The 20789-nt window shown below is 62.4% G+C and carries 20 protein-coding genes; 8 read left to right on the top strand and 12 right to left on the bottom strand.

The features are described 5' to 3' along the window. Nucleotides 1-236: 236 nt before the first annotated feature. The 6 genes from VFV96_15995 to VFV96_15970 form a co-directional block, all read right to left on the bottom strand. Nucleotides 237-1325 carry a substrate-binding domain-containing protein gene (locus VFV96_15995; GenBank protein HEU5071906.1) on the bottom strand — a complete coding sequence of 363 codons (1089 nt, stop codon included), beginning with the start codon at nucleotides 1323-1325 and terminating at the stop codon, nucleotides 237-239. Between the two features lie 292 nt (nucleotides 1326-1617). Next, complete coding sequence (locus VFV96_15990; protein ID HEU5071905.1) at nucleotides 1618-3471, bottom strand: VWA domain-containing protein; 1854 nt, start codon at nucleotides 3469-3471, stop codon at nucleotides 1618-1620. A gap of 61 nt (nucleotides 3472-3532) precedes the next feature. Continuing rightward, nucleotides 3533-3895, bottom strand: coding sequence for a four helix bundle protein (locus VFV96_15985; GenBank protein ID HEU5071904.1), 363 nt, complete (start codon nucleotides 3893-3895; stop codon nucleotides 3533-3535). 86 nt (nucleotides 3896-3981) lie between these two features. Beyond that, entirely contained in the window at nucleotides 3982-4932 is a 951-nt protein-coding gene (locus tag VFV96_15980; protein HEU5071903.1) for a DUF58 domain-containing protein, read from the bottom strand. Nucleotides 4933-5030: 98 nt separating this feature from the next. Continuing rightward, entirely contained in the window at nucleotides 5031-6032 is a 1002-nt protein-coding gene (locus tag VFV96_15975) for a MoxR family ATPase (protein ID HEU5071902.1), read from the bottom strand. A 131-nt stretch (nucleotides 6033-6163) separates the two neighbouring features. Then, nucleotides 6164-8098, bottom strand: a complete 1935-nt coding sequence (locus tag VFV96_15970; GenBank protein ID HEU5071901.1) for a hypothetical protein — start codon at nucleotides 8096-8098, stop codon at nucleotides 6164-6166. A 183-nt stretch (nucleotides 8099-8281) separates the two neighbouring features. Here VFV96_15970 and VFV96_15965 point away from each other — a divergent pair, with 183 nt between their 5' ends. Next, nucleotides 8282-9127, top strand: a complete 846-nt coding sequence (locus VFV96_15965) for a glycosyltransferase (protein HEU5071900.1) — start codon at nucleotides 8282-8284, stop codon at nucleotides 9125-9127. On the opposite strand, the gene VFV96_15960 is transcribed toward VFV96_15965, so the two are convergent. From VFV96_15960 to VFV96_15940, 5 genes are all read right to left on the bottom strand, one after another. Then, nucleotides 9106-10377 carry a hypothetical protein gene (locus VFV96_15960; GenBank protein HEU5071899.1) on the bottom strand — a complete coding sequence of 424 codons (1272 nt, stop codon included), beginning with the start codon at nucleotides 10375-10377 and terminating at the stop codon, nucleotides 9106-9108. The two genes, VFV96_15965 and VFV96_15960, sit on opposite strands and share 22 nt — an antisense overlap. An 87-nt stretch (nucleotides 10378-10464) precedes the next feature. Beyond that, a complete protein-coding gene (locus tag VFV96_15955; GenBank protein ID HEU5071898.1) occupies nucleotides 10465-11592 on the bottom strand; it encodes a M20 family metallopeptidase in 1128 nt (375 codons plus the stop codon). 82 nt (nucleotides 11593-11674) lie between these two features. Further along, nucleotides 11675-12262 carry a hypothetical protein gene (locus tag VFV96_15950; GenBank protein HEU5071897.1) on the bottom strand — a complete coding sequence of 196 codons (588 nt, stop codon included), beginning with the start codon at nucleotides 12260-12262 and terminating at the stop codon, nucleotides 11675-11677. A gap of 1 nt (nucleotide 12263) precedes the next feature. Next, on the bottom strand, nucleotides 12264-13226 hold the full coding sequence (locus VFV96_15945; protein ID HEU5071896.1) for an SDR family NAD(P)-dependent oxidoreductase: 963 nt from the start codon (nucleotides 13224-13226) through the stop codon (nucleotides 12264-12266). 46 nt (nucleotides 13227-13272) lie between these two features. Next, a complete protein-coding gene (locus VFV96_15940) occupies nucleotides 13273-14400 on the bottom strand; it encodes an ATP-dependent 6-phosphofructokinase (protein HEU5071895.1) in 1128 nt (375 codons plus the stop codon). 114 nt (nucleotides 14401-14514) lie between these two features. On the opposite strand from VFV96_15940, the gene VFV96_15935 reads away from it, so the two are divergent. The 4 genes from VFV96_15935 (at nucleotide 14515) to VFV96_15920 (ending at nucleotide 16626) form a co-directional block, all read left to right on the top strand. Then, nucleotides 14515-15201 (top strand): peptidylprolyl isomerase, encoded by a 687-nt coding sequence (locus tag VFV96_15935; protein ID HEU5071894.1) that lies wholly within the window; start codon nucleotides 14515-14517, stop codon nucleotides 15199-15201. Between the two features lie 21 nt (nucleotides 15202-15222). Continuing rightward, nucleotides 15223-15738: a peptidylprolyl isomerase gene (locus VFV96_15930; protein ID HEU5071893.1), complete on the top strand. Its 516-nt coding sequence runs from the start codon at nucleotides 15223-15225 to the stop codon at nucleotides 15736-15738. Nucleotides 15739-15786: 48 nt separating this feature from the next. Then, nucleotides 15787-15981, top strand: coding sequence for a hypothetical protein (locus VFV96_15925; protein HEU5071892.1), 195 nt, complete (start codon nucleotides 15787-15789; stop codon nucleotides 15979-15981). An 81-nt stretch (nucleotides 15982-16062) separates the two neighbouring features. After that, nucleotides 16063-16626, top strand: a complete 564-nt coding sequence (locus VFV96_15920) for an NUDIX hydrolase (GenBank protein HEU5071891.1) — start codon at nucleotides 16063-16065, stop codon at nucleotides 16624-16626. Nucleotides 16627-16636: 10 nt separating this feature from the next. Here the strand turns inward: VFV96_15920 and VFV96_15915 are convergent, their stop codons facing one another. Beyond that, nucleotides 16637-16924, bottom strand: coding sequence for a hypothetical protein (locus tag VFV96_15915; GenBank protein HEU5071890.1), 288 nt, complete (start codon nucleotides 16922-16924; stop codon nucleotides 16637-16639). Nucleotides 16925-17133: 209 nt separating this feature from the next. Between VFV96_15915 and VFV96_15910 the strand changes: the two genes are divergently transcribed. The 3 genes from VFV96_15910 (at nucleotide 17134) to VFV96_15900 (ending at nucleotide 20788) form a co-directional block, all read left to right on the top strand. Then, a complete protein-coding gene (locus VFV96_15910; protein ID HEU5071889.1) occupies nucleotides 17134-17718 on the top strand; it encodes a GNAT family N-acetyltransferase in 585 nt (194 codons plus the stop codon). Between the two features lie 179 nt (nucleotides 17719-17897). Next, nucleotides 17898-18659, top strand: coding sequence for a heme ABC exporter ATP-binding protein CcmA (gene ccmA / locus VFV96_15905; protein ID HEU5071888.1), 762 nt, complete (start codon nucleotides 17898-17900; stop codon nucleotides 18657-18659). A 2-nt stretch (nucleotides 18660-18661) separates the two neighbouring features. After that, nucleotides 18662-20788, top strand: coding sequence for an ABC transporter permease subunit/CPBP intramembrane protease (locus VFV96_15900; GenBank protein ID HEU5071887.1), 2127 nt, complete (start codon nucleotides 18662-18664; stop codon nucleotides 20786-20788). Nucleotide 20789: the final 1 nt, after the last annotated feature.

Below are 20789 nucleotides of genomic sequence, written 5' to 3'. Positions count from 1 at the left end.
AATTAGTTCGACGCCCGCCCTCACCCCAGCCCTCTCCCCCGGGGAGAGGAGGTGACGTGTCGCGGCACTTGGGAAGTCCGACAGCCCAGCTTTTATCCCCACCTCTTCGTGTTTTGCATCAAGACGGTCGAGCGTGCCATACGCATCAGTTTTAAAAATAACCGGCGAGAGTTTCTCCCTCTCCTGGGGGAGAGGGCCGGGGTGAGGGCGGGCATTTACACTCTTTTGACTCCCGTTCATTTCAGGAACTCCTCGTTGAGCTGCTTGGTGGTCGTATCCAAATCACGCAGAATGACGGGCCAGTCGGGTTGCAGAAGTCCGTCGCGGGCGGCGCGGTCCACCGGGGATTCCACGGACTCGAGCGCATGCGCGGCGACGAGTTTTTCCACCACGTCGCGGCGTTGCAGAAATTGCCTGAGCTTTTCCGCCGCGGCCGCGTGGGGGGCGCCCCGAATCACGCCGACAGTATTGGGAATGAGCAGCGACTCCGGTCCCAACGGCAGCATCGCCACCGGCAAGCCCTCGCGCTGACCGGCCAAAATGTCATCCGAGTCCGACAACCCGATGGCTGCCTCCCCGCGCCCGACGAGTTTCACAACCACGGAATTGCCATCGACGAGTTTGGTGCCGTTCGCCACCAAGCCCCGGCACCAAGCGAGCCAGCGTGCCTCGCCCCAGAGCTGGCGCAGTGCGTTCATGTGCGTGCCGGTCGTGCCGAACTGCGGATAGGCCAGCGCGACTTTGTCGCGCCAGATGGCGTTGGTCAGATCCAAAAGGCTCCGCGGGGCAACCCACCCCTGCCCCCTCCCAGGAAGGGAACTTGCGTTCGTGCGCGCTCCATCATTGCTCCCCTCCTGGGAGGGGTTGGGGGTGGGTTCGGCGAATGCAACCAAGTTCGTGTTGATGACAATCCGCCGTGAGCGATAGCCGAACGCCGTCCAGCCGTTCGTCTCCCGGAAAACATTTTGCGCCGCAAGCTGCCGGGTGCGGAGTTCCTCGTTGCCCCAGAAAACATCACACAAGGGATGATTGCGCTCCGCCAGCAGGCGATTCGCCAGCCCCACGGTCTTCACCGCCTCGTTGTCGTAAAGCGCCTTCACCCGGATGCCGGTCTCCTGCTCGAATTGTTTCAGCAACGGCTCGGCGTATTCCTGATCCTGGGCGCAGTAGAGGATGACAACTGGCTTGGACTTCAGCTTAATAGCTGGCAGCAAGAGCGCCGCAACCACGGCGATGAGCGGAATAACGAGCCAGCCCCAGAATTGCGCCACTTCGCGTTGCACAAATTCGTCTTTCGGGCAGTTCTTGTTGCTGCGTTCGTTCATGCGCGAAGGACTCCTTTCACGACGCCAGCCAATTTACCAGCAGCGCTCGCCACCCTCTCCCCTTCCGAAGGGGAGAGGGAGACGGCTTCGCAGTTCGTGTGGTCTTGGACGATTCGCACGTTGCGTGAGATTGGGGGCGGCTCGTTCATGCCTGCCTCGCGGCGGCGTGTCGGCAGGCCGCCGGAAATTGAAAAGTTGAAGACTGGCGGCACTCTGCCGAGACGCCGCGACTGCGGGCCGGGTCGGAGACCGGCGCTCCAATCGTAAATCGCAAATCGTAAATCATAAATCCCTACGCCGTCCTCCGGTGATACCACCACCACTCGAACAGCAGCACGACGAGCACGGCGATGGCGAGCCAGCGCCAGAGCTCCGTGTTCGCGGGCTTCGCCTTGCTGGCGGTGATCTTGGTGTATTTGCCGAGCGAAAGTTCGTCGCGCGGTTTGAGATTGCTTTCGTTCGCGTCCAGCAGGTTGACGCAGAAGGTCGTCGTGTTCGTGCCGGCGGTCAGGCGATAAACACCTTCCTTCGCGGTGTCGCCAAAGACCAGTTCCGTCGCCTTGGGATCCGGATCGAGCGCGCGTTTGGAGCCGTCGGGAAACTGCACTTCGGCCCTGGTGACCGGCGCGGGAAGCGTGAGCCGGAACGGGTTGCCGGCTTTGACGAGCAGCTCGGCGTTGTGCGCGCTGGCCGGATTCAGCCATTCCGCCGCATTCGCGATGAAGATGGGGAACGACACGCGCAACGGCCAGTTGCTGTCGAGCACGTCGAAGCCCAGCCACACGATGCGACGCCGGCCGAGATCGCCGGCGACGAGCAACGAACCTTGCGGCGCTTCGAGCAGTGACACGGCCCAGCTTGGCGCCTTCACCACGCCGCTTTCCTTCACTGCCACGTTGTCAAAGGGCGCGTAGCGCAGCAGCGGATGGGACGTGCGCCAGTCCACCAGCGCCGGCGATTCGACACGGCTGATGCCGTCAAACCAGTTTGTTTCGGCGACTTGAATGGCCAGCACATTGCCCACGGGCCAGACGGTGGGCGTGACACCGTCGAGGATCACGAAATCGAACGGCGCGGCGTTGTCGGTCGAATCGGTGGCCGTGGCGAGCTGCAGATTGGGCACGGCGCGCAGGGCCTTTTCGAGGAAGCGATTCCCGCGCGTGACGAGCAGCACCTTTGCCGGCTGCGGCAGAATGCTGAACACCGCCGCATAGTTGTCGGCGACCAGATCGTCCTTGGCCGTGAGGCGCACCGAGAATACACCGTTGCTTGGCTGCGTGGCGATGAACACCTGCGGCGCGGTCTGGTTGGATTCCAACGTGAGTGAACGCGCGTCCACCACGGTGCCGTCAAAGGCGAGCTCGAGTTCCGTGGTCAGCGTGTTGGTCCCGAAATTGGCCACGCTCGTGTAAATCGCGCGCTGACGCGGGTCGTCGGGATTCGGCCGCACGTCGAGCGCGGTGATGCCGAGATTTTCCGAACGCGCGCCGACTTTGTGGTAAACCAGCGGCAGCGCCTTGTTGTCGAATTCCGCCAGGTCTGCCGCCGCGCCGTCGCTGAAGAGATGAATCTCCGCCACGGCCTCCTCGGATTCGCCGCGTTTTTCATAGGAGAACGCACTGGCTGTTTTGAGCGCGTCTGCCAGGCGCGTCGGAGAATCCGTGGGCTGACACGCCGTAATCGCGCGTCGCAGCGTGGCCTTGTCCGTCGTTGGCGACTGTTTGACGACGGCATTGGCCCCCGCGAGCAGAACCATCATGCGCTCGTCCGGTTTGAGCGCATCCACGAGCTTGAGCGCTTCCGTGCGCGCCGCCTCGAAGCGCGACGGCGCCACGTCCGTGGCCTGCATCGAGGCCGACGCATCCAGGATGACGATGCGCAGCTCGCTGCTCTTGGCCTTGCCGAGGAAGTAAGGCCGCGCGAGCGCCAGCACCGCAAGCGCGAGCAACAGGAGCTGGAAAAGCATCAGCCAGTTGTTGCGAAGCTTTTGAAACGGCGCGTTCGCCTGGGTTTCAGCGAGGAACTTTTGCCACATCAGCGTCGAGGAAATCAGCTTCACCTGCCGCTTGCGCTTGAGCAGGTAAAACACCACCACGACGGGCAACGTCAGGGCGAACCAGAAGGCGATGGGGGCCAGAAAACTCATCTTTGAGTGCGGAGTGCGGAGTGCGGAGTGCGGAATGCTTCGCCTTCGCGTGTCATTGGTTTCATTCGCGGCCTCCGGATTTGCGGGCGGTGTTGATGGAGGCAACCGTGATGGCCAGCAGTTCGTTCGATTCCTTGATCAGCGGGGCAGCCTTCGCCGTGGGCACCTTGCCATCTTCAACCAGCAGCTCCAGCCAGTAGCTGGATTCGTCGGCTTCTTCCTCCACCGTTCCCATCTTGCTGATGAAGTCGGCGGTGGATTTCGCACGACAAGCCGCCCGATAGTTCGCGCCAACAGATGTTCCTGAGCGCAGAAGCTGTCTGCCTAAAATCCGGCACGTTTCATTCTTGGGCAACGACTCGAAGAATTTGATTGTTGCAAGAGCGAACTTCTTCGTCCTCAACTTTAAGTTTTCGTTGCTCATGGCTTCCTGTTTCGCCGCTCAAGCTTGCCTGCGCCGAGCACCTCTGGATATTCCGCACTCCGCACTCCGCACTCCGAATTCCGCATTCATCCCAGCACCTCCGCCTGCCTCAGTTGCTTTAACAACAAGTCGCTCAGGTCCGTTTTCGACGAGGCCAGGAAATAGTTCATGCCGCGCGTCTGGCAATACTCACGCAGGCGGCCGCAGAAGTTTTGCACGGTCTGTTGGTAATGTTTCAGGCGGAACTTGCCGAACGTGACTTCCCGTTCGTCACCGGTTTCGGCATCCACAAGGCGCAGGTCGCCGAAGGTGGTGGGCTCCAGTTCCTCGGGCGCGAGAATCTGGACGACATCCACCTGAAAACCGCGACCGAGGAGCGTGGTCAGACCGGCTTCGTAACCGGCGGGATCGAGAAAATCGCTGAGCACGACAGCCAGGCCGGCCTGGCGGGCTTCCAGTGCGCCGCGGCGCACGGACTCGTTGAAGTTCGCGGCACCACCCGCGTGGAGGCGCGAGAGGTTCTGCAGGAATTGGAGAGAGGATTTTTTGCCACGCACACGGGAAAGGGCGTTGAGTGCGGACTGCGGACTGCGGACTGCGGAATTATCATTCGCGGACGCAGGTTTTAATTCCGCACTCCGCACTCCGCGTTCCGCACCTGGAAAGACGTTTACGCTCACGCGGTCGAAGCCGCAGAGGGCGATGTAGCCGATGGCAGCGGCGACCTGGCGGGCGAAGTCGAATTTGCGCGGCTCGCCGAAGGTCATGGATTCGCTGGCGTCGAGGAAAATGCGGACGGGCAATTCGCGTTCCTCCTCGTAGAGCTTGAGGAAGAGGCGGTCGAGGCGGCCGTAGAGATTCCAGTCGAGGTAGCGGAAATCGTCACCGGGAACGTAATTGCGGTGGTCGGCGAACTCGACGGACTGGCCGCGCGCGCGGCTGCGGCGCTCGCCCTTGGCGCTGCTCTTGGCACGCCGCGCCGCGAGCAACTGGAATTGCTCAAGCTGGCGGAGGAGTTCGGGGGTGAGGAGAGCCATTTTAATAACCGCGGAGACGCGGAGACGCGGAGTTCAAAAAACCGAATTGATGATAGTTGCAATGCATTTCTCCGCGCCTCTGTGCCTCCGCGGTGAAATCAGGCATTCACGGCTTCAACGGTCTTTGGCACTTCCTTGATGACCTGGTCGATGACGTGGTCGGTGGTGATGCCTTCGGCTTCGGCTTCGAAGTTGAGGATGAGGCGGTGGCGCAACGCGGCATGGGCGATGGCTTGGATGTCCTCGAAGCTGACGTTGAAACGGCCGTTCGCAAGGGCACGGACCTTGCCGGCGAGCAGGAGCGTTTGCGCACCGCGCGGGCTGCTGCCGAAGCGGAGGTATTGATTCGCGATGGCCACGGCGGTTGCGGTCTTGGGATGCGTGGCGAGCACGAGGCGCACGGCGTAATCCTGCACATGCGACGCGACGGGCACTTCGCGAACGAGGGTCATGAGTTCCAGCAGGCGGTCGCGGTCGAGAACTTTGCCGGTCTCGGCCTTGTGTCCGGTGGTGGTGCGAGCCATGACTTCGGACAACTCGGCGTGCGTCGGGTAACCGACGAGGAGCTTGAAGAAGAAGCGGTCGAGTTGCGCCTCGGGCAGCGGGTAGGTGCCTTCCTGGTCAATCGGGTTTTGCGTCGCCATGACGAAGAAGGGTTCGACCAGCTTGCGGAGTTCGCCGCCGGCGGTGACCTGCTTTTCCTGCATGGCTTCGAGCATGGCCGATTGCGTCTTGGGCGTGGCGCGGTTGATTTCGTCGGCCAGGACGAGGTGGGCGAAAATGGGGCCACGCTGGAACTGGAATTCGCGCCGGCCGTTGGGCGTTTCCATGACGAGGTTGGTGCCGAGGATGTCGGCAGGCATCAGGTCGGGCGTGAACTGGATGCGGCTGAAGCTGAGGTCGAGCACTTCGCCAAGCGTCCGGACGAGGAGCGTCTTGCCGAGGCCGGGCACGCCTTCGAGCAGCACATGCCCGCCGCCGAACAGGGCGATGAGCGTGCTGTCCACGATGGCGTCCTGACCGACGAGAACCTTGCCGATCTCGGCGCGGAGGGCAGAGTAGGTTTGGCGGAATTGGGCGATTTGGGCTTCGGTGCTCATAGGGTTGAATTTGGAAATCAGGATGGGTTAGCCACAGAGGCACAGAGTCGCAGAGAGGAAAGCCACAAACTTTCCCCCTCCGTGCCTCGGTGCCTCTGTGGCCAATTCACGTTTGGTTGCTCAGTTCGAAACTATTTCTTGAGGTCGTCGAAGTAGTCTTTGACCGGGCCTTGATAGGCGCGGGGAACCTTGTCCTGGCTGAGCGCGCTGTCGGCGTCGGATTGCGCGGCAGTCGCGGCTTCCTCGAATTGAATCCGGCTCGTGCCTTTGATGCTGACACCGGGGAGCGTGATGCTCGGCATGCGGTCGCCGGGCGAGAACTGGCCTTTCACTTTCGTTGGCGTGAGGGCGGGATTCAGCGAGGGGTCACGCTCGCTCAGGCCGCGTGGGTCCATGTCGGGCCGCTGCACGCCGGAATTGTCCACGAGCTGGTCGCTCATCGGCACGTCGTTGAGCCAGCCGTTGTCGTCGTCCGCCCAGGTGCCCACTCCGGCGCGACCGGGACGCCCGCCCGGCTTGAAGCCCGGTTTGCGGCAGAGGCTCCAGCATTGGCCGGAACCGACGCACATCGAGGCGTTCTTGAGTGCTTCCATCGTGGCCGCGAGCGACTGCGCGTCGCCGAATTGCTGCATCAGGTTTTCCAGCTCCTTCGCGGCGGCGGCGAGTGATTTGGCTGCGCCCGCCTGGTCGCCGGCCTGCATTTGTTTGGCCGCATCAGAAAGGTGCTGCGAGCACTGGCCGTAGGGTTTGGCGGGGTTCACCGCCTTGGACACCTCGTCGAGCAGCTTTTGCATCTGCTCCGGCGACAGGCCGGATTTTTGAACCTGCTGAATCATCTTCTCGAGTGTGGCTTGGGCGAGGTCGGCCTGACCTTTGTCGAGCTGTTCGGCAAGGTTTTTGCCGAGCTTTTCCATCTGCTGGCTGAGCTGCTGCATCTGCTTCGCGAGGCTGTTAAGCTTGTCCAGGTCTGAAAGCGAGGCGTCGAGGTTCTTCAAGAACTTGTCGGTGTCGCTGGCCGCAAGCGCGTTGATGGCCTGCTCGAGGTCTGGCAGGTTCAAGCCCATTTCGGCGGCTTCGCGCGAAAGGGCGGCGAGCGATTCGGAAAGCTCCTTGCGCGCCGCTTCATTGCCGGCGTTGCCCTTGTCGGCCATGGCGCGTGCGGCGTCCTGGAGTTTCTCCAGCTTGTCCTTCAACTGCTGCGTTTTCTCAGGGTCCGGCTTGTCAGTGCCGAGTTGCTTTTGCAATGCTTCCATCTGCTTCTGCAGGTCCGCGCCGGAAGGCTGATTCGGTCCGCTGGCGCGCATGGCCTGATCGAGGCGTTTCATGGCCGGCTCCTTGCCGAGTTCCTTGAGCTGATCCTTGATTTTATCCTGCACGCTGGCGAGATCCTTCAACGCCTCTGCGCGGGTCAGCTCCGCTTTCTGAAAGGCGTCGCCGAGCGCGGCCACTTTTTCCAAAGATTGGCGAACAGGTTCGGCTGCTGGCGGACGGGCCGCCAGTTCGTGGCGCGTCACTTCGGCCATGCCGTGTCCCACATCCTTGATGACCGCCTTGTCCGCCTCGCGTTTTTTGAAGGACTGCGTGCGGTATTCGGGAATGAAACCGACGCCGAAGGCGACGGCCAGCAACAGGACCGCCCAGTGCGCCGCGCGCGTCAGGCGGAACGGCACGAGTGAACGCGGATCAATTTCCTTGGCGTGGCTGGCGGCATCGTGCACGACCAGTTCGCGCCAGAGCGGATCGGACGGAGCATTGGCCACTTCCAGCGCGGTGCTCATGCGCTCCTTGAGGTTTTGCTGCACGTCCACCCAGCGCGCGGTGGCAGCGAGGGTGGGTTTGCGCCAGCCGCCGAACAGAAACCCGCCAACCGCACAAGCCGCCCCACAAAAAGCGGCGAGGTTCAATACTTGGGCGGGAATCGGTGCCACTTTGTAAACTGCCAGGGCCAGCAGCCAGAGACCGGCGCCTGCCAGCAGCCCAAGCCAGAGGCCGCGCAGGGCGCGATTGAGACGGAGACGGCGGGAAGCCCGTTCCAACGAGGAAGTGACGAGTTGGATTTCGCTCATAAGCCTCGGATGATCACGTGTTAAAACATTAGACGGCGCTCACGGAAATTAGTTCCGCCGAAATGCCAGCCTGTGACCTGATGTGCTAAACATGACCCACCCCAACGCCCTTGGCCAGCGAATTGAAGGGCAAAGCCGCAGGCTGAATTAGACAAACGTCTGCCGCCCTGCTAAATCCACGGCGTGCCCGAACCCAGTCTGTTGTTGTTGATTCCCGCCTATAACGAGGCGGACCGCATTGAACCGGTCCTCCGCGAAATCGCGGGTTATTTCGAGGCGAACTACCAGGGCAAATTCCAGATCGTCGTCGTGCTTAACGGTTGCCGCGACAACACCCTCGACGTCGTGCAACGCGTCGCGGCCGACCACCCGGCCATCAAGTGGGAGAACCATCCGGACCCGATCGGCAAGGGCGGCGCCCTGATCGAAGGGCTCAAACTCGCGCCGCTGGCGGATGTCATTGGCTATGTGGACGCGGATGGCGCCACCCCACCCCGATCCTTCCACAAGCTCGTCCAAATGATCGACCAGGCGGATTGCGTGATTGGCTCGCGCTGGCTGCCCGGCGCCGTGCTGCATCAGGCGCAACCGTTGCTGCGTCGCTTCACCAGCCGCTGCTTTCATTTGGTGGTGGAAACCCTGTTCTGGATGCACATCAAGGACACCCAATGCCCCGCCAAAGTAGCGCGCCGGGCAGCGATTGAGGCGATTCATTCCAACCTCGCCATCGCCGACTTAGCGTTCGACGTTAACTTGCTGGTCGCAATGAAACGCGCACGGTTGAAAGTTTTGGAAGTGCCGATTGAGTGGACGGACAAAATCGGTTCCAAAGTAACCGCATCACTGTTCCGAGTCTCATTGACAATGTTTTTGTCTGTAGTCCGGCTGTGGTTGATCTATTCACGCTGCTATCGCTGGGTGCGGCCGTTGCGGCCGTTGGAGATTTGGATCTACAAGAAGCTCCGCGCTCCGCACCGGGTCATGGGGCAGGATGCAATCCATCAAAATCACTCGGCCAAAGGCAGCTGAGCGAGCGAAATTTGATACTTTTTAGCCAGCGGCCCCCAAGTGTAAAGCGAGCAAATCAGGAACGTTATCGCGTTAAAGCCAGCCATGCATTGGAGCACTGCGGTGAGACTGGGGTGCCATGCATTGAGAACGATCGTGTAACCAATCGCCAGCAAGGCCAGCCACGGAACCACCCGAAAGTCCGACCTTGCCAGCAAATTATTGACAAGAACATTGGCGAGAGACAGCGGAATCATGGCGCCTGCATACCACGGGATGATTCGCGTTACGGCGGCAACGTAGTTACTGGTAAAAACCATTTTCACCACCAAAGGGCCGACGAGCACCAAGCCCAGTGCACCACCCAGACCCAGAATCGCCGTGCCGAGCAACGTAAGCCCCAGCAAATTGTTCCTTTGCGCCTTAGCCGTGCTTTGCACGAGTTTGGGAAACATCACCGTGGCCAGCGGCGCCACCAACCAAATCAACGCCCGCGCCAGCGTGCCGGCCGCGCCGTAATAGCCCGTTTCATCGCCGGAAAAGAAGCCGCCCACAAAGATCGTGTCCGCCGAAAAGAGAAATTGATAGGCCGAGAAGCCGATCAGCAAGGGAATCGCCTGTTTCAGCAACGGCCGCCAGGCAAAAGCTTCGGCGGTCGCGGCCCAGAGCCGGCGCGTTTGCCACACTCCGAGCAGAACGGATGCCCCGACGCCGGCCAACACGCCGGTCATGACGCCCGCCGCCGTGCCCGTGAAGCAAAACACCAACAATGCCGCCCCAGCCAGTCGAACTCCACCATTGAGAATCATGACCCCGCCCAGCCAGGGAAAATTCTGTGCCCCTTGAAGCGTGCCCATGAACACCGGCGCCACGAGCGACGCCCATACGACCAACATCAACAGCCAAAGAGCGGACGCTTGGGCAACGTTCCAATGCATGAGAATGGACTGCTGGAAGGCCAGCCCCACCAGCGCGGCCATCAACCATAGTCCGGACATGATCAATACGGTTTTTTGGATTAACCCCGCCAACGGACGATTCTTTCCCAACGCCAAAGCCGCAGCCGTTTCCCGGGCAAACACCATCTGCAACGGCATCGTCGGAATGATGATGGTCACGGCCAGCATTTTAACCACGGTGCCATATTCGGCCGTGGGAATTTTCTTGGACAGCAAGTGCACCCCCATCATGAGGATTCCACTCATGATGCCGGAAATCATCAGCCAGCCGCTCTGGCGAAAAAAAGCCTTGTCGTGGGCGTCGTCACTCATGGTTGACAGGGCAACGCGGCGATGGATGGAGCCAAAACGGAGATAATGCTCATGCGAAGCGGCCTGCGAGCGTGAGAACTGGCGATTTCATGGCAGTGAATGCAGGAATTCGACCAGCATCCGGCGCCCACGTTCAAGCTGTTCCAGTTCAAGCCACTCATCCGTGGTGTGGGCCTGGGCAATGTCACCCGGACCGAACACCACGCTGGGGATGCCTGCTTCGGACAACACGGCGGCGTCGCAGAAATATTGCGCGCCCTGCGGTTTGGACTGCCCCGCGCTGCGCAAGAACTGCTGCACCAACGGCAGGCGGACGTCGGTTTCCATGGGCGGACAGGGCGCGGTTTTAAGGAAGTTGAACGTCGCCTTCAGCTTGTGTTGCTTGAGCAGGTCCGCAATCTCCCGCCGCACGACTGCCTCGGTTTCACCGGGCAAAGTGCGCCGGTCAATGTCGATGAAACAGTGGTCCGGCACGATGTTCGCCTGCGATCCACCGGTCACCACGCCGACGTTGGACGTTGGCGAGCCGAGGAGCGGGTGTTTGCGCCGGGCCAGTTGCGCGCGGTAAGTGGTTTCAAACACTTCCACCGCGTGCGCGATGGCATGAATGGCGTTTTTGCCGAGCTGCGGCGTGGCGCCGTGGGCGGCCTTGCCCTTCGCTTCCACGCGAATCCAGATGTTCCCTTTGTGCGCCGTGAACACGGCAAGCTTCGTGGGCTCACCGACTATGGCCAGATCCGCCTTGAACCCGGTCGCCACCAGGGCGCGCGAGCCGGCCTGGGCGTTCTCTTCATCCACCAAACCGGCGAACACAATTTCCGTCTCGGCCGGCCGCCGGTCGCCGTGGGCCAGTTCGCACATGGCCGAAAACATGGCGGCCACGGAACCTTTGGTGTCGCAGGCGCCGCGGCCGTGCAGGCGGCCGTGTTTGGTGACGGGTGTGAACTGTTCATCCGTGCCGTTGACCGTGTCCAAATGCGGCGCGAGCAAAACGCGTTGCCGCGGCGTGCCGCGCGGGGTCAGGCGGGCGATGAGATTGGGCCGTCCGGGCTGCACCGGCTGCAACTCCACTTCCAATCCGGCGCGCGCGCCGACCGTCGCGAGGAATTCAGCGATGCTTTGTTCGTTGGCACGTTTGTGGCCCGCCGGCAGGAATGCCGGGTTGACGCTGGGCAACGCCACCAGGGCGCGCAAAAGTTTTTCAGTGCTGGTCATGGATTGATGGCGAAACGTCGCCTCCGGCCGGCCGGCACCCGGGCAACGGCCGGGCGGTCCACCGCCGGCGACGCTCCGGCGGTTAAGGCTCGGACGAGCGCTGCCAGCGCTTCCAGGCTTCGATCATTTTGACGCCAAATCGCTCATACGGCGACAACACGCGGCCGTGGGCCTCCAGCTCGCGCACGATCGTGAGCGGCAGGCAAAAATCCACATCGGCCAGCGGCCGGCCGCCGACGAGGCGGTTCTTCCAACGCTGCACGTCGGTCACCTCCTCGATTTCCTGCTGGGCACCGGGATGGAAGGACATCAGCCAGTCGTCGCGCCGCAGAAAGCCTTCCGCCGGGCCGCGCGTCTCGAAAACCGGGTCGCACAACAGCAGGCAGACCGATTTGCCGTGCGCCGTGCCGACGCGATAAAACACCATCCGCGCCTCAAAATCGCTGAAGAACTCGTAGGTCACCTCGCTCAGCTCCTTGGGGCGGGGGGTGAACCGGGTTTGATACGCCAGCCGCAGGCCGGAGGGAGCCGCCGGATCCTTCTCGAAGATCAGGTTTTCATCGAGAATCCACTCGCATTCCGCGGGCAATCCGCTGCCGGTGAGAACTTTCTGCCACTCGTGGAGGGCCTCGTCAAAGGTCGGACGTTGATACTTCTGCGCGTCTTGCATGTTAGTTCGTTCCTTCGGCCCGCAGCCGCAGCCATTCAACAAACCGCGGGATGCCCTGGTCAATCTTTACCCGCGGTTGGTAGCCCAGTTTCGCCCGGGCCTTGTCCACATTGGCGTAGGTGATCGGCACGTCGCCGGGCTGCACCGGCTTGCGCTGCACCACCGCCTTGACGCCCAAGGCCTGCTCCAGCAACTCGATCAAACGCGCCAGGGTCACCGTCTGGGATTCGCCGAGGTTGAAGATTTCGTAACCAAAATCCCGGGTCGTGCAAGCCACAACTCCAGCCACAATGTCATCGATGTGGGTGTAATCCCGGGCCGTCGAGCCGTCCCCAAACATTTCGATGGGCTTGCCCGCCGCCATCAGCGTGGCAAACTTGCGGATGGCCAGATCCGGCCGTTGCCGCGGACCATACACCGTGAAAAACCGCAGCATGGCCACATCCAGCCCGTAAACGTGGTGATACACATGGCCCAGCGCCTCGCACGCCAGCTTGCTGGCCGCGTAAGGCGAAATGGCGGTGAAAATCGGATCGCTTTCGCTGAACGGCACCTTTGCATTCACGCCGTAAACGGAGGAAGACGACGCCAGCGTCACCTTCTTCACGCCGTTCTGGCGCGCGGCTTCGAGCAGGTTCACCGTGCCTTCGACGTTGACGCGCTGGTAAAGCGCCGGCTCCAGCAGGCTGGGCCGCACGCCCGCCCGCGCCGCCAGATGAATCATCTGATCAAACCGCACGCTGGCAAATAATTCGTCCAGTGCGGCCCGGTCGGTAATGTCGCCTTGGACAAACTCGAAGGGTTTCGCGAGTGATTGAAGGTCGCGGATGTTGGCGCGCTTGAGGGCCGGATCGTAAAACGGATTGAGGTCGTCGAACGCCCAGACCGCGTGGCCGTCCTGGAGCAGCCGTTCACACACGTGTGAACCGATGAAGCCAGCCCCGCCGGTGACCAGGAAATTCATGGACAAAGGCTAATCCGGCGTGCGCCGGCAAGTCGAGCGCACAGCATCAATCCCCCAGGCATGTTCCCACGGCCCGGGCGGCCTGCACCCATTGGTGATCGCGCGGCACTTCCTTGCGATTGCCCGCCACGTCGCGAATCGGCACGGGATGCCAGCCGTCGCCGCGGGCCGCCACCATCACGCCAAACACCCGTTGATGGATCAACTCCGCACAGGCGGTGCCCAAACGCGTGGCCAGGAGCCGGTCGGCCGGCGATGGTGTTCCGCCCCGTTGCACGTAACCCAGAATCGACAGGCGGGACTCCAAGCCGGTGAGTTCTTCCAGTTGATGCGCCAGCCGCAACGTGTTGCCGGCGTGGGCGCGGTCCAATTCCGCCAGGTCCGCCTTGGCCCTGGCTTTGGCGGAAGCCGACCGCGCGGCTTCCTTGCGTTTTTTGGCCGCCTTGAACAACGCGGCGTTTTCCTGCGACAAGGCGCCTTCCGCCACGGCCACGATGCTGAAATTGGTGCCGTGTTCGCTGCGGCGGCGGATGGCTTTCGCAATCTGCTGCACGTCGTAGGGGATTTCCGGTATCAAAATGACATCCGCGCCGCCGGCGATGCCGGCACCCAACGCCAGCCAGCCAGCCCGATGCCCCATGATTTCGGCCACAATGATGCGGTGATGGCTGTGGGCTGTGCTGTGCAACCGGTCCACCGCCTCCGTGGCGATGGTGAGCGCGGTGTCAAAACCAAAGCTGGTGTCCGTCAGCGCCACGTCGTTGTCGATGGTCTTGGGCAGGGTGATGACATTGAGGCCCTTTTCGACGAGGCGCAGGGCGTTCTTCTGCGTGCCGCCGCCGCCGATGCAAACCAGCGCATCGAGCCGGTTGCGGTGATAGTTCGCGACGATGGTGTCGCGCAGGTCGCGGATTTTGCCTTTCACCTCCATCCGGTGCGGCTTGATGCGGCTGGTGCCCAGAATGGTGCCGCCGACGGTGAGAATGCCCGCCAACGTGGCCTTGTCCAGGCGCAGGGTGTGGTTCTCGATCAAGCCCAGAAAGCCGTCGCGAATGCCGATGACCTCGATGCCGTAGCGCCCGAGGCAGGCCTTGCCCACGCCGCGGATGGTTGCATTGAGTCCGGGGGCGTCGCCGCCGGAGGTTAAGATGCCGATGCGCTTGATTTTTTTCATGGCGGGAAGTGGCGCGGCGCGCCCAGCCGTTGTAGCGACGAAATCCAGCAGTGGCAAGCCGCCAGCCATTCCAGGCGTGACTTTGGAGGGTTGATGTGGAAGTTTTTCGCCCCTATGAAAAATCTGTGGATGATTTGCACGTTGAGCCTCACGCTGGGGCTGACCTTGGCCCGCGCCGAGGATGCCAAGAAGGAAGAGAAGAAGGCGGAAGCCACGACTGAATCGAAGGAAGCGGTCAAACCTTCGACAAATGAAGTGGCGGTCATCAAGACGAGCGAGGGGGAAATGGTCGTCGAATTCTGGAGCGATGTTGCCCCAAAGACTGTGGAAAATTTCAAGAAGCTCGCGAAGAAGGGCTTTTACGATGGCACCGCGTCGCACCGGATGATCCCGGGCTTCATGGTCCAGCTAGGCGATCCCAAAACCAAGGATCCGTCGAAAGAATCCGAATACGGCACCGGCGACCCCGGCTACAAGATCCCCGCTGAATTCAACGACCGCAAACACGTCCGCGGTGTCCTCTCCATGGCGCGCAATGGAGACCCGCTGGAGCGCACCGGCGCAATGCCCCGTGCGGAGTTCGCCAACACCGCAGGGTCACAGTTCTTCATTTGCTTTGGACCGGCGACTTCGCTCGACGGTCGCTACACTGCCTTTGGCAAGGTCATCAAAGGTGAAGACACTCTGGCAAAGATCGAAAAAATCCCCGTCGGCATGAGCCCGCAGGGCGAGCCAAGCAAGCCGCAGACGCGTATAGCAGTCGAAAGCATCAAGATTGTTCCGGCCGACAGCATCAAATAATCACCAACCCCGAAATCCATCATGAGTGAAGTAGCCATCATCAGCACCACGGCGGGCGACATGGTCATCGAGTTCTGGCCGGACGTCGCCCCGAAAACGGTCGAAAACTTCAAAACGCTCGCGCAGCAGGGCTTTTACGACGGCACCTGTTTTCACCGGATCATCAAGGGTTTCATGATCCAGGGCGGCGACCCGTTGACGAAGGATCCGAGCAAGGAACATCTTTGGGGCACGGGCGGACCCGGGCACAAGGTGAAGGCGGAGTTCAACGACCGTTCGCACCAGCGCGGCGTCATCTCGATGGCGCGTTCCCAGGATCCGAATTCCGCCGGCAGCCAGTTTTTCATCGTCCACGGCGATGCCTCGTTCCTCGACCGGCAATACACGGCCTTCGGCAAGTTGACGCAGGGCGACGACGTCCTGGAGAAAATCGCCAACATCCCGTGCGGTGCCGGCGGCATGGGCGAACGCAGCAAACCGTCGATGCGCGTGGAAGTCACGAGCGTGAAAATCGTCCCGGCCCAGCCGGCCCAATAAGCGGCCTTTCCCGGCGCGGGTGGGGCAGCTCACCCGCGCCTTTCTTTCATGGACCTGGAACAACTGGCGCAATTGCTCACCGCAATGGGTTGTCCGGCCGAAAAATCCGCCGCAATGGCCGCGCAACTCGACAAGCGCGCCCACCAACTGGCTGTCCAAAAAGGCCGCACCTATGAGCAAGCCCTGACGCATCTGCTCCAATTGATGCGCGAAGGCTGGGCGGCCAAGGAACGGGGTTTTTGAATTTGCGATTTACGGCGGCGGCCAGCAGCGCACCATGAGGGCGCGGCCCGCGCATCGCGGTGGCCCCAAACCCATTCACCCATGATCAAGCCCTGGCCCAAACTCGGCACCAAGCCCGTCGGCGATTTTCGCATCTTCACCATCCGGTCCGACCGCAAGCAGTCGCCCCGCACCGGCAGGGAACACGACTTCTTCGTCATTGATGCCGTCAACTGGGTGAATGTGGTGGCCGTGACCCCTGACCGGGAACTGGTCATGGTGGAGCAATACCGCCACGGCTCGAACACCGTGGAGCTGGAGATTCCGGGCGGCATGATGGATCCGCACGAGACCTCGCCCGTGGCCGCCGGCGAACGCGAGCTGCGCGAGGAAACGGGCTACACCGGCACCGATGCCCGCATCATTGGCGAAATCTTTCCCAATCCAGCCATCATGAGCAACACGTGCTACACCGTGCTGGTCGAAAACAGCCGCCTCACGCATCCGGTGGAATGGGACCACAGTGAGGACCTGGTCACGCGCCTGGTGCCGGCCGCGGACATCCCCCGCCTCATCGCCACCGGCAAAATCCGTCACGCGTTGGTGGCAGTGGCGCTTTACCACTTTGACTTGTGGCAACGCGGTCTCCCGCAGGGGGCCGGCTGAAAGACGGACTTCAATCGTCGAGCCGGCCCTGGCGGACGCGTTCCTTTTTCTCCTCCAATTCGGCCTGCAACTTCTGCTTCTCGCGGGCAAGCTGTTCACGCAATTTGGCGGCCTCCTCTGCATCACCCTGGCTCTCGGCCCGCGTGATTTCATCCTTTAACCCAATTTCCCGTTGCGCGCTGCGGGCGGCAAATTGCGACTCCAGTTCGGCAATGGCCGCCTTTTGTGCCGCGCTGAGTTTGACCGTTGGCGCCTGCTTTTGCAGGCGCTCCATTGCCAGTTCGTAGGCCGATTTCATGGCCGTTGAAATGGCGGCACTGGCCGGATGGGTCAATGCCGAAATGCTGGCCGCCGCCCGGTTACGGCTAGCGGGACCGGGTGTCGAATCCGCCGGCGCCGCGCGGCAGGGAACAATTCTTGGTGCGTCTTGGGCAATTTCGGGGCAGAGGCCGCGTCACGCCCTGTCAGAATGACGGCGTGGGCAGGAGCCCGCGGGAAAGGAATGTTATGTCACTCGATTACGCCCTGGAAAAATTTCCGGTCAAGGCCCGGCTGAAGGATGGCACGGAGGTGTGCATCCGGCCGTTGTCCAAACGCGACGCCAACGCGCTGCAAAAATTCTTTTACGCCGTTCCGGAGCCCGAGCGCCTCTTCATCGAACGCCCCGTCACCGACAAGAAGTTCTTCACCGATGCCTGCACCAGGCTCGACTTCGACCAGGACCTGACGCTGGTGATGTGGCATGGCCCAAAGATGATCGGCTGGGTGAATCTGCACCAACGCCAGGGCGGCTGGCGGCGGCACATCGGCCGGATCACGCTGTTGACCCACCCCAACTATCGCGGCCGGGACGTTTCGCGGCTGTTGCTCGAGGAAATCGTCACGGCCGCCCGCTATTTGGGGCTCTGGAAACTGGAGGCGGAGTTGAACGGCGAACGCACCATCGCGCTGCATTCGCTCGAAACCCTCGGCTTCCGCAAGCTCTACAGCCTGCCCGATTACGTCATCGACATGACCCGCCAGACGCACGACTTCGTGCTGATGGGGCTGGACCTGAAAACCGACGAGGAATACACGGCCGCCATTGGTTGAACCGTTGGCCGCACGCGAATGCCCGCCCGAGCCCGTTCCGGCGGGCTTTTTCTTTTGGCCCGCTCGCTTCCGCAAACGCGCCATCAAGTGTAGGTTCGCCCGGTCCGCGCCGGCGGCCGGGCTGAAAGTTTTGCGTGACGCCCGCCGTCCGGACGGTTTAATGGCCACGCCACAAGCTCATGCTCGAACCTGACGTTCTCACGGCTCAAGATTTGGTGAAGCACTTTGACGGAATCACTGCCGTTGCGGGCGTCAGCTTCAGCGTCGGCGCCGGGGAAGTGGTGGGCCTGCTGGGGCCGAACGGGGCCGGGAAAACCACCACGCTCCGGATGCTCGCCGGCATTCTGACGCCGAGTGGCGGGCGCGTGCTGGTCAATGGAACGGATTTGCACCAGCAGACGCTGGCCGCCAAGCAGCGCATCGGCTTTCTCTCGGGCGACACCCAGCTTTACCAGCGGCTCTCGCCGCGCGAAGTGCTGCGTTATTTTGGCCGGCTTTATGGGATCCCGGCGGCGGAACTCGAGCCGCGCATCGACCGGCAGATTGAAGAGCTCGAAATGGCCGGCTTTGCCGATCGCCCGTGCCGCACATTGTCCTCCGGCCAAAAGCAACGGGCCAACATCGCGCGCGCCTTTCTGCACGAACCCGACGTGCTCATCCTCGACGAGCCCACAGCCGCGCTCGACATCGTGAGCGGCGAGTTCATTGTGGAGGCCATCCGCCGCAAACGCGCCGCCGGCTGCGCGGTGCTGTTTTCCACGCACATCATGGGCGAAGCGGAGCGTTTGTGTGATCGCATCCTGTTCCTCAACGCCGGCCGCATCACCGACCACGGCCGGCTGGAGGAACTCCTCGGCCGGACCGGCTGCGCCAACCTCACCGACGCGTTCATGTTTCGCCTGCGCAACAGCGCAGCACCCGCCCTTCCCGCCGCCTCGTGACCATGCGCCCGCAAATCATCTGGACGATTTTCCGCAAGGAACTCACCGAGGCGTTGCGTGACCGGCTGACGCTGTTCGTCGTCATCGGCCTGCCCATTCTGCTGTATCCGCTGATGATTCTGGGCCTGAGCAAAATTCAAGCGTCGCAGGAGGCGGCCCAGGAAGAGCGTGTTTCGCGGGTGGGGGTTTGGGGCGAAGCGCCGGCGGCACTAATCGCCTGGCTGAACGCCACCAATCATCTCAGCGTCACCAACTGGGCGGGCGCCACCGCGGCCATTCGCGAGGGATTCGCCACGGGAAGTTATTTGCCGCCGCCAGATGGCACCAACGATGACGGCCGGGAGCGGGCCCAGCTCGGCCCCAATCTGCCGGCCAGTCGCCAGCAAAAGGAACTGTGGGACACCGCCCGGGCGGCCGTGCTCGGCGGCAAGCTGGATGCCGTTGTGATTGCCTGGCCTGGTTTCCAGCGCGCGGTGACCGACGAAAGTTTGGGGCGCGTTGCCATCTGCTACGATTCGGTGCGCCCGGGCTCCGAAGCGGCCCGCGACCGGCTGCGCGACGCCTTGGGCGCCTACCGCCGTCACTTGGTGCGCGAACGGGTGCAGGCGCATGGTTTGAGCGAAGGTTTCGCCACCGGCGTGGAGATTCGCTCCTTGAACCTCGCGCCGCTGAAACGGCAGACCGGTGAAAAAATCGGTTTGCTGCTGCCGTTCGTCATCATTCTTCTCTCCGCCACGGGCGCCATGTATGCGTCCATCGACCTGACCGCGGGTGAAAAGGATCGCGCGACGATGCAGACCTTGCTGTGCGCGCCCGTGCAAAATCTCGAAATCGTGGCGGGCAAATTCCTGACTGTTTGGTGCATCAGCCTGCTCGCCGCGCTGGCCAACGCTGCGAGCATCGCGGCCACCATTGCGCGCGCCGCCGCCGGCACTTCGCTGAGCTTGTTGAACCTGCAGCCCGGCACCGTGCTGCTGGCGTTTGCGCTGCTGCTGCCGGCCACGTTCACCATCACTTCGTTCTTTCTCGCGGTGGCGATGCTGGCCCGCGACGCCAAGGACGCAGGCAATTTCCTGGGCGCCAGCCTGACGCTGCTCATGATGCCGATGGGCGCCGTGCTGATGCCGGGCGTCAGTCTGAATGCCTGGACCGCTTTTGTGCCGCTGGTGAACCTTTCGCTGCTGACGAAGGCGCTTTTCCTCGGCGAAGCCCGCGCCGACACGCTGTTCCTCGCCGTGTTGTCCTCCCTGCTTTACGCCGCCCTGGCGATTGCGTTCGCCGCCCGCACCTTCGGGCGTGAACAGATTCTGCTGGGCGGCCGCGGAACGATTGGCGTCCTGTTGCGCCCGGAAAACCAATCCCGCGCCACGCCGACGCCCTCACTGGCGCTGGCCACGTTCGCGGGCGCCATGGTGCTCGCCTATTACGGCAGCCTGCTGCTGGCGCACGCCAGCGTCATCACCGCCGTGCTGACGACCCAGGGCGCGTTCTTCCTGCTGCCGGTGGCGGCGCTCGTGGTGCTGATGAAGTTTTCCCCGCGCGCGACGTTGTCCTTGCGCCGGCCGCCATGGCGCGGCGTGCTGGCTGCAATTTTGATTGGCGTATCAGGCTGGGCGGCGGTCGGCGGACTGGTGTTGCGCCTCTTGCCGCCTCCCGAGTCGCTCGTCAAGGCGCTGGAGAAAATCGTGCTGCTGGAGAACAGCCAGTCGCCGCTGTGGCTGTTGTGGCTGGTAATGGCGATAACGCCGGCGTGTTGCGAGGAGTTGCTGTTCCGCGGCCTGATCCTCTCCGGCCTGCGGCGGCTGGGCCCGTGGCCGGCGCTGCTGATTTCCTCACTTTTGTTTGCCGTCGCGCACGCTTCGATTTACCGGCTGCTGCCGACGTTCTGCCTCGGCCTGCTCCTGGGCTACATCGTGCTGAAAACAGGCTCGCTGTTTTGCAGCATGATCATTCATGCATTGAACAACGGACTGGCGGTGACGTTGGCGCGCTCCCACGCGTTGACGACGCGTTTCGGCCTGGAGGATGCGACCTACGTCCCGTGGTCCATGACGCTGCCCGCCCTGGCGCTGGTGCTGGTGGCGTTGTGGCTGTTGCGCCCGGTGCGACCACCGGCCACCGCAGATTGAG

Source organism: Verrucomicrobiia bacterium, assembly GCA_035765895.1.
Taxonomy (GTDB): Bacteria; Verrucomicrobiota; Verrucomicrobiia; order Limisphaerales; family DSYF01; genus DSYF01.
This window is presented reverse-complemented; position numbering and strand designations above follow the sequence as displayed.

What these genes read in the sequence shown, in the direction of transcription:
- VFV96_15915 (HEU5071890.1), bottom strand. Translation starts at nt 16,924, where the DNA reads ATGAAATCGGCCTACGAACTGGCAATGGAGCGCCTGCAAAAGCAGGCG.
- VFV96_15980 (HEU5071903.1), bottom strand. Translation starts at nt 4,932, where the DNA reads ATGGCTCTCCTCACCCCCGAACTCCTCCGCCAGCTTGAGCAATTCCAG.
- VFV96_15955 (HEU5071898.1), bottom strand. Translation starts at nt 11,592, where the DNA reads ATGACCAGCACTGAAAAACTTTTGCGCGCCCTGGTGGCGTTGCCCAGC.
- VFV96_15920 (HEU5071891.1), top strand. Translation starts at nt 16,063, where the DNA reads ATGATCAAGCCCTGGCCCAAACTCGGCACCAAGCCCGTCGGCGATTTT.
- VFV96_15910 (HEU5071889.1), top strand. Translation starts at nt 17,134, where the DNA reads ATGTCACTCGATTACGCCCTGGAAAAATTTCCGGTCAAGGCCCGGCTG.
- VFV96_15985 (HEU5071904.1), bottom strand. Translation starts at nt 3,895, where the DNA reads ATGAGCAACGAAAACTTAAAGTTGAGGACGAAGAAGTTCGCTCTTGCA.
- VFV96_15950 (HEU5071897.1), bottom strand. Translation starts at nt 12,262, where the DNA reads ATGCAAGACGCGCAGAAGTATCAACGTCCGACCTTTGACGAGGCCCTC.
- VFV96_15900 (HEU5071887.1), top strand. Translation starts at nt 18,662, where the DNA reads ATGCGCCCGCAAATCATCTGGACGATTTTCCGCAAGGAACTCACCGAG.
- VFV96_15945 (HEU5071896.1), bottom strand. Translation starts at nt 13,226, where the DNA reads ATGAATTTCCTGGTCACCGGCGGGGCTGGCTTCATCGGTTCACACGTG.
- VFV96_15935 (HEU5071894.1), top strand. Translation starts at nt 14,515, where the DNA reads ATGAAAAATCTGTGGATGATTTGCACGTTGAGCCTCACGCTGGGGCTG.
- VFV96_15990 (HEU5071905.1), bottom strand. Translation starts at nt 3,471, where the DNA reads ATGAGTTTTCTGGCCCCCATCGCCTTCTGGTTCGCCCTGACGTTGCCC.
- VFV96_15970 (HEU5071901.1), bottom strand. Translation starts at nt 8,098, where the DNA reads ATGAGCGAAATCCAACTCGTCACTTCCTCGTTGGAACGGGCTTCCCGC.
- VFV96_15995 (HEU5071906.1), bottom strand. Translation starts at nt 1,325, where the DNA reads ATGAACGAACGCAGCAACAAGAACTGCCCGAAAGACGAATTTGTGCAA.
- VFV96_15975 (HEU5071902.1), bottom strand. Translation starts at nt 6,032, where the DNA reads ATGAGCACCGAAGCCCAAATCGCCCAATTCCGCCAAACCTACTCTGCC.
- VFV96_15930 (HEU5071893.1), top strand. Translation starts at nt 15,223, where the DNA reads ATGAGTGAAGTAGCCATCATCAGCACCACGGCGGGCGACATGGTCATC.
- VFV96_15925 (HEU5071892.1), top strand. Translation starts at nt 15,787, where the DNA reads ATGGACCTGGAACAACTGGCGCAATTGCTCACCGCAATGGGTTGTCCG.
- ccmA (HEU5071888.1), top strand. Translation starts at nt 17,898, where the DNA reads ATGCTCGAACCTGACGTTCTCACGGCTCAAGATTTGGTGAAGCACTTT.
- VFV96_15940 (HEU5071895.1), bottom strand. Translation starts at nt 14,400, where the DNA reads ATGAAAAAAATCAAGCGCATCGGCATCTTAACCTCCGGCGGCGACGCC.
- VFV96_15960 (HEU5071899.1), bottom strand. Translation starts at nt 10,377, where the DNA reads ATGAGTGACGACGCCCACGACAAGGCTTTTTTTCGCCAGAGCGGCTGG.